The 6,165-nt window shown below is 70.2% G+C and carries 5 protein-coding genes and 1 rRNA gene; 5 read left to right on the top strand and 1 reads right to left on the bottom strand.

What is annotated here, in order from left to right; all coding sequences use genetic code 11:
- A 5S ribosomal RNA gene (gene rrf, locus ACIBTX_RS13530) occupies positions 1 to 89 on the top strand; the annotation flags it as partial.
- 241 nt (positions 90 to 330) lie between these two features.
- A complete protein-coding gene (locus tag ACIBTX_RS13525) occupies positions 331 to 585 on the top strand; it encodes a hypothetical protein (protein WP_357134894.1) in 255 nt (84 codons plus the stop codon).
- Here ACIBTX_RS13525 and ACIBTX_RS13520 read toward each other — a convergent pair.
- Positions 558 to 2,387 carry a VanW family protein gene (locus tag ACIBTX_RS13520; protein WP_396832501.1) on the bottom strand — a complete coding sequence of 610 codons (1,830 nt, stop codon included), beginning with the start codon at positions 2,385 to 2,387 and terminating at the stop codon, positions 558 to 560. The two genes, ACIBTX_RS13525 and ACIBTX_RS13520, sit on opposite strands and share 28 nt — an antisense overlap.
- A gap of 181 nt (positions 2,388 to 2,568) precedes the next feature.
- On the opposite strand from ACIBTX_RS13520, the gene nudC reads away from it, so the two are divergent.
- The 3 genes from nudC (at position 2,569) to ACIBTX_RS13505 (ending at position 6,145) form a co-directional block, all read left to right on the top strand.
- Positions 2,569 to 3,489, top strand: coding sequence for an NAD(+) diphosphatase (gene nudC / locus ACIBTX_RS13515; RefSeq protein ID WP_363661589.1), 921 nt, complete (start codon positions 2,569 to 2,571; stop codon positions 3,487 to 3,489).
- A gap of 440 nt (positions 3,490 to 3,929) precedes the next feature.
- Positions 3,930 to 4,481 (top strand): DUF6230 family protein, encoded by a 552-nt coding sequence (locus ACIBTX_RS13510; protein ID WP_357134900.1) that lies wholly within the window; start codon positions 3,930 to 3,932, stop codon positions 4,479 to 4,481.
- Between the two features lie 80 nt (positions 4,482 to 4,561).
- Positions 4,562 to 6,145 carry a DUF6114 domain-containing protein gene (locus ACIBTX_RS13505; RefSeq protein ID WP_396832500.1) on the top strand — a complete coding sequence of 528 codons (1,584 nt, stop codon included), beginning with the start codon at positions 4,562 to 4,564 and terminating at the stop codon, positions 6,143 to 6,145.
- Positions 6,146 to 6,165: the final 20 nt, after the last annotated feature.

The raw sequence follows: 6,165 nt of genomic DNA, 5'->3' as shown, positions 1-6,165 counted from the left end.
CCGGTCACATTCCGAACCCGGAAGCTAAGCCCTCCAGCGCCGATGGTACTGCACTCGTGAGGGTGTGGGAGAGTAGGACACCGCCGGACAATCTTTCAGGAATGGCCACCCCTATCGGGGTGGCCATTCCTGCATTCCCCCCCAAGAAGAACCCCACCCCTTGTCCCGCGCCCCCGGCCCCATTCGGCGCCGGTGATCATGAAGTTACTGCCAGGACACGCTGATGACAGTGGCAACAACTTCATGATCAACGCGCCGGGGAGGGGCGCCGGGGCACGTGGAGGGGTCGGCGGGGCTTCGGTGGGTGGCTACTGGACTTAGGGTCGGTCTGTGGGGGACGTGCTGATTCTTCTCGTCTTTGGCTGTTGCGTGGCTGTCGTGCTGGCCGGGCTGTGGTGGCTGGGCGTACGCGGTCGCCGCCGCGGTGTCGGTGGCGAGGTCATGGGGCCGTTCGAGGAGATGTGGCATCCGGCGGCGACGCGCTACCGCGCGGAGATCCGCGTACAGGAGCAGCGTATGACGCCGAGGTCGGCTGCCGACGACTCCGACGGGCGGGCTCAGGAGGGCTTGGGGCCGCAGACGTAGCGCGGCTCGGCGTCGTAGCGCCAGGTGAACTTCTCCCGCTTGACCACCACGCCGTCCTTCTTGATGACCCGGAAGGCGTCCTGGGTGAAGCCGTTGATGCCGTTGCTGGGAATGCACTTCGGGCCGGGCTCGAGGTGGATGAGCTTCGGCGTGGTGGTGTTGCGGCGCGGGCCGTACTCCGTCTTGACGCTGTCGTAGATCTTCGTGCTCCAGATGGAGACGGTCACCGAGCTCGACGTGTACGACGTGTCGATGAGCAGGCCGTACTCGGTGTTGTTGCGGAACTTGAAGTCCAGGTTCGGCCAGAAGATTGTCGACTCGATGACGGCCGGGTACCTGTCGAACCAGTACGAGTGGGGTTTGTGCTCCACGTCCTGGAGGCCGGCGTAGTAGGTGGCGTTGAAGAGGGTGGTCGTGAACTGCGACGTGCCACCCCCGACGCCGGGCACCAGCTTGCCGTCCAGGATGACCGGCGCGTCCTGGTAGCCCTGGGCGTAACCCCGCTCGCCGGTGTGCCCGTTGAGGGAGAACATCTTGCCGGGCAGCACGACCGTGCCGTCCACCTTCTTGGCGATGGTGGCGATGTTCTGGCTGCGCGGCGACGACATTCCGCCGGTGAAGCGCGTGGTGAAGGTGGACACCCGTTCCTTGATGCCCAGAGCGGCCAGCTTCTCCGTGGTCACCTCCGGCGGCGTCTCCCTCAGCTCTCCGGTCACCTCGCGTCCGTCGGGCTTCGGTAGCACCGCCAACAGGTCGCGGCTCAGTGTGGCGGTGTCGAGCTGCTGCCCGGCGCGCCCGTCCACGACCGTGGGACGGCCGCCGGCGATGGTCATCGTGGCGTCCTTCGGCGGCACCTCGATCGCGTTCAGCTTGTCGCCGAGGGCCGTCCGCAGTCGCTTGACGTCCATCGCCGGAGTGAGCTTGCCGGTCTTGTCGGCGGTGAAGCGGAGGCTCTTCGCGATGACCGCCGGTGGCACCTGCACCGAGCCCCGGTCGGTGCGCAGGGTGACCGGTGCGGAGACGGCCGGCTTGGCCAGTTCGGCGACCAGCCGGTCCACCTCCTCGGCGGTGGTCGCCGGCTGGCTCTCCACCAGTGGCACGGTGACCGGCGTGCCGGCGAGCCAGCCGGCCCGGACGGCGTCGACCGAGCGCTGCGGGTCGAAGGCGAGACCGGGCTTGGGGCGTACGACCTTGGGTGTGGTCCCCTGGTAGGAGATGGCCGGCATCGTCATCGGACGGACCTGGTCGCCGAGCGCCGTGCGCAGGGCCGCGTCCAGGCGGGGCGCGTCGACGGTGACGACCGGTTCGACGGTACGGGAACCGACCAGCCGACTGACCGGGTGCGCTTGGGCCTCGGCCGCTGCCGCAACCGTGGCCGCCACATCGACCGCCAGTCCCACGTCGGCCGGATTGATCTCGGCGGTGCGCTCCCCGACCGTGATCCGCAGGGGCGCGGCGAGGGCTGCGGCCCGCCGCTCCAGCTCTGCCCGCAACTCCCGGTCGGCCGCGCTGCGGCTCCGACCGCCCAGCTCGGTGCCGAGCACGCTGGTGCCCCGGGGCACGTCACCGGCGTACGCCCAGGCGCCGGCACCCGCGACGGCGGCGAGGACGCCGCCGGTGATGCCCGCGCCGAGCAGCATCCGTACGCGGCGTGGACGGCGGCCGCTGTTGTCCGGCTCGCCCGTGGCGGTGGCCGTCGCCGGTGTGACAACGTCCGGCTCGTCGTCCGGCCAGGTGACTGCCGTGACCTGCACGGTCGGCCGGTCGTCGACGGGTGGACGATTGTCGCCGTACAGCGTCACTGCAACCTCGATCGCCAGGTGCCGCGGGAGGTCCCCCCTCCCGGAGGACACCACGGTAACCAATGGCCGGCCGTCCGCGCGGGCTGTGCCCGTTCGGTGCTGCCACCGCGTGTCGCCCGGCGTGTCGCGGGGGCGTGGGGTCGGTGCCCGCGCCGGGGGACGGGCGTGGCACGGTGGCGGGGTGGACGCTGCGGAGCGGGTGTTGGCGTACGGCGGGGGTTGGTTGGACCGGGCGGGCGCGTTACGCACCGACCCGGCTCGGCTGGACGCGTTGCTCGACGACCCGGCGACGGTGGTGCTGCCGCTGTGGCGGGACCGTTGTCTCGTCGACGGAGACGGTCCGGTCCGGCTGACGGCCGACCGCGCGTCACTCGTCCGGTCGGCTGCCGCGGAGACCGTGTTCCTGGGGCTCGACGGGGACGTCGCGGTGTTCGCCGTGGACCTCTCCGGTCTCGGTGAGGCCGCCGCCGTCGAGATGGCGGGGGCGGCGCGGGCCGTCGACGTACGGGCGCTGGTCGGGCGACTCGACCCGGCGGGCGCGGCGACCCAGGCATACGCGCGGGGGTTGCTGCACTGGCACCGGCAGCAGCGTCACTGCGGCACGTGCGGCGCGGTGGCCGTCGCCGGTGGTGGCGGCCACGTGCGGACCTGTTCCGGCGCGGAGTGCGGTCGGTTGCTGTTCCCCCGCATCGAACCGGCGATCATCGTGCTGGTCGAGGCGCCCGGCTCGGCCGGCCGTTGCCTGCTGGCCCGGCACGCGGGGGCGGCCGAGGACTCCTACTCGACGTTGGCGGGCTTCGTGGAGGTGGGTGAGAGCCTGGAGGACGCGGTCCGCCGGGAGATGGCCGAGGAGGCCGGGATCACCGTCACCGACGTGACCTACCAGGGGTCGCAGGCGTGGCCGTTCCCCGCCGGGTTGATGGTGGGCTTCCGGGCCACGGCGATGTCCGACGAGGTACGCGTGGACGGCGTGGAGTTGCTCCAGGCGCGCTGGTTCACCCGGGAGGAGCTACGGGAGCGGGTCGCGGCAGGTCGCCGGCTCGGCCGGGTGGACTCGATCGACCACCGGCTGCTGACGGACTGGCTCGCCGAGGCGCGCTGACCTTGCGGGCTCAGCCGTACGGATGAGTTCGGGGTCGTCTTCAGCGGCTTTTCAGCCCGGCGTTACGTAAATGTAACAATGCTGTGCAGCAACTACCGCTGGTGAAGATTCTGGAGTCATCCGCCCCAATTTCGATGGTTTGTCGTGGGAGCGGGTCGGCGTAGACCTGACTGACGGTGACGGTCGGAAATCTTGACGCCGAGCGCGGGTTACCGGCCAGTAGCAGCGCCCTTGTGAGGTACGTCGCTTCGCGAGAGCATCCAATCCGCACACTGCGCGATCCGCCGACCCATCCCCCGGAGCGGGACGCAGCGGCCACGTGCTTTCCCGTAGTCCCGAGTCGCGACTGCGATCGGTGACCCCCGGTTCGAGGAGGACCCGTGAAGGATTCGGAAACCCGTCAGGCGCAGGGTGGCACCCGCTGGCGTCGCTTCGCCGCCATGATGGTTCCCGCTGCGGTCGCCGTCGGCGGCATCGTCTTCGGTATGGCCAACGGCGCCATCGCCGCCAACATCACCGTCGCCGGCAAGCCGTTCAAGATCTCCGCCTCCGAGCTCGACGGGAAGGGCTTCAAGCAGTACGGCGGCATCGTGACCACCAAGGACGGCAAGATCGTCCCGGTGGCCATGTCGGAGATCGGCGAGGCCCACCTGACCAAGCTGTGCCAGTCGGTCGACGCCTCCATTCCTGGCCTGCCCAAGATCGTGCTGACCATCAACGCCGGCGACGCCCCCGGCAAGGAGGCCGTGGCCAAGAACCTGCTGATCGCGATGGAGTCGCTCGAGGGTGACGCCGAGTTCACCGACATCAACATCGGTAAGGACGCCAGTGACCTCGGCCCGGCTCCGGCCGGCTCGTTCGGCCAGGACGCCACGCACGTGAACATCAAGGACCTTGAGCAGGTTGCCCGCTACACCACCGCCGGCACCTTCACGCTGACCGGACTCAAGTTGAAGGTCAACGTCGGCGCTGAGGCCAAGGAATGCTTCTGAGCTGACGCCGCCGAGGCTCGCGAGGGGCGCCCCTCGCGAGCCTCGGTCCTGCCCACCCCTTTCACCCCAGGAGGACGTACGTGTCGACCGCCACTCATCGCGCGCAGCCCGGCCGTGTCGGTCAGGCCTGGCGCGGTTTCCGCCGCTGGCGGCGGTCCCGGCCATTCTGGGGCGGCCTCTTCACCATCCTGGCCGGAGTGGAGATCCTCGGCACCACCAAGGTCAGCCTGGCCGGGCTGACCCTGCAGATGGGACCGACCGGCTTCCTGTCCTGGTTGATCCCCACCATCCTGGTCACCTGCGGCCTCCTGATGTGGCTCAGCCCCGCGCAGCGGATCTTCTATGCCATCGTCGGCGCGGTGACCGCGGTCTACTCGCTGATCGGAGTCAACCTCGGCGGGTTCTTCATCGGCATGCTGCTGGGCATGGTCGGTAGCGCGCTCGGCTTCGCCTGGGTGCCGGTGAAGAAGTCCGTGGCGGTGCCCCCGGCCGCCGAGGAGCCGGACGACGAGCGGGCCGAGGACGGCGACACCGCCGACGAAGCGCCGCTCGTCGACGAGCTGCTGCCGGAGCGCGAGCGGGAGGACGAGGTCACCGGGCCGCTCACCGACATCCTCCCGCAGCCGCGTGCCGTGTTGCGCGAACCAGCACCGGCTGAGCGGGCGAGCGCGGGCGACACCACGGAGATGCCGCCCTTCGCCGCCGAGCCGGAGGCGTCCCAGACGAGGTCGACGGTGGCCCGCGACCCGAAGACGTACGTGGTGACGCTGCTCCTGATGAGCCTCGCCAGCGCGGGTCTGACGACTGTCGACGGCGCGTCGCCGGTGCGAGCGGCGGCGCCCTCCTGCCCAACCCCGACCTCGTCGGTCCGGCCCAGCACCCCCGCCACCTCTCCGGCCAGTCCGAGCCCGAGTGCGAGCCCCACCGCCACGTCGGATAAGTCGGACGGAAATCTGCTGACCGACATCGTCGACGGCATCGGTGACCTGTTCACCGGCGGCGACGACGACGAGGCGGAACCGACAGGTGGATCGGCCGAGCCCACCGGCAGCGCCGCGCGAGCCGGCGCGTCGGCCACTCCGAGCGCCACTCCCACCGTCAGCGTCAGCGCCACACCCAGCCCGACCCGGACGGCGACCCCCACCCGCGCCCCCGACGATTCGTGTGCCAGCCCGAAGCCGACCAAGCCCGCGCCCGTCGAGCCCGGCAAGCCGCTGCCCAAGCTGGCCGCGGACCCGGACATGCCCAAGGTCTCGGCCACCCCCGCGAAACTGACCGGGTCCAAGGTGGAGATGACGAACCTGCGGTTTCGCGGAGTCGAGCCGTTGCGCACCGCCAACGGCGAGATGCGGGCGCTGAAGTTCACCATGAGCAAGGCGGTGACAAGCGACTTCGCGTTGCTGGTCGCGGGGCCTTCGGGCGGCTCGCTGTTGAGCGAGACCGACCAACTGACGATCGACGGTGACGTGACCTTCTACGCGACCCGGTTCGTCGGCCGGTTCCTGGGCATCAAGGTCACCCTGACTCCGGACCTGCCCTTCCCCGACGGCATCCCGGTCACCTCGCCGCTGCCGCTCACGTTCACCGACCCGCAGATCGACCTGGCCTTCATCTCCTGCGACACGTTGACCGGCCGACCCACCCTCAAGCAGACGTTGCAGTGACCGCAGCGTGGGGCGGCGTC

Source organism: Micromonospora sp. NPDC049359, from assembly GCF_044466585.1.
Classification (GTDB): domain Bacteria; phylum Actinomycetota; class Actinomycetes; order Mycobacteriales; family Micromonosporaceae; genus Micromonospora.
Note: the sequence above shows the minus strand (reverse complement) of the source record. Positions and strands in the feature narration are given on the sequence as shown.

Bases quoted from the DNA above. Each gene is read 5' to 3' on its own strand.
- ACIBTX_RS13510 (WP_357134900.1), top strand. From the start codon at position 3,930: ATGATGGTTCCCGCTGCGGTCGCCGTCGGCGGCATCGTCTTCGGTATG.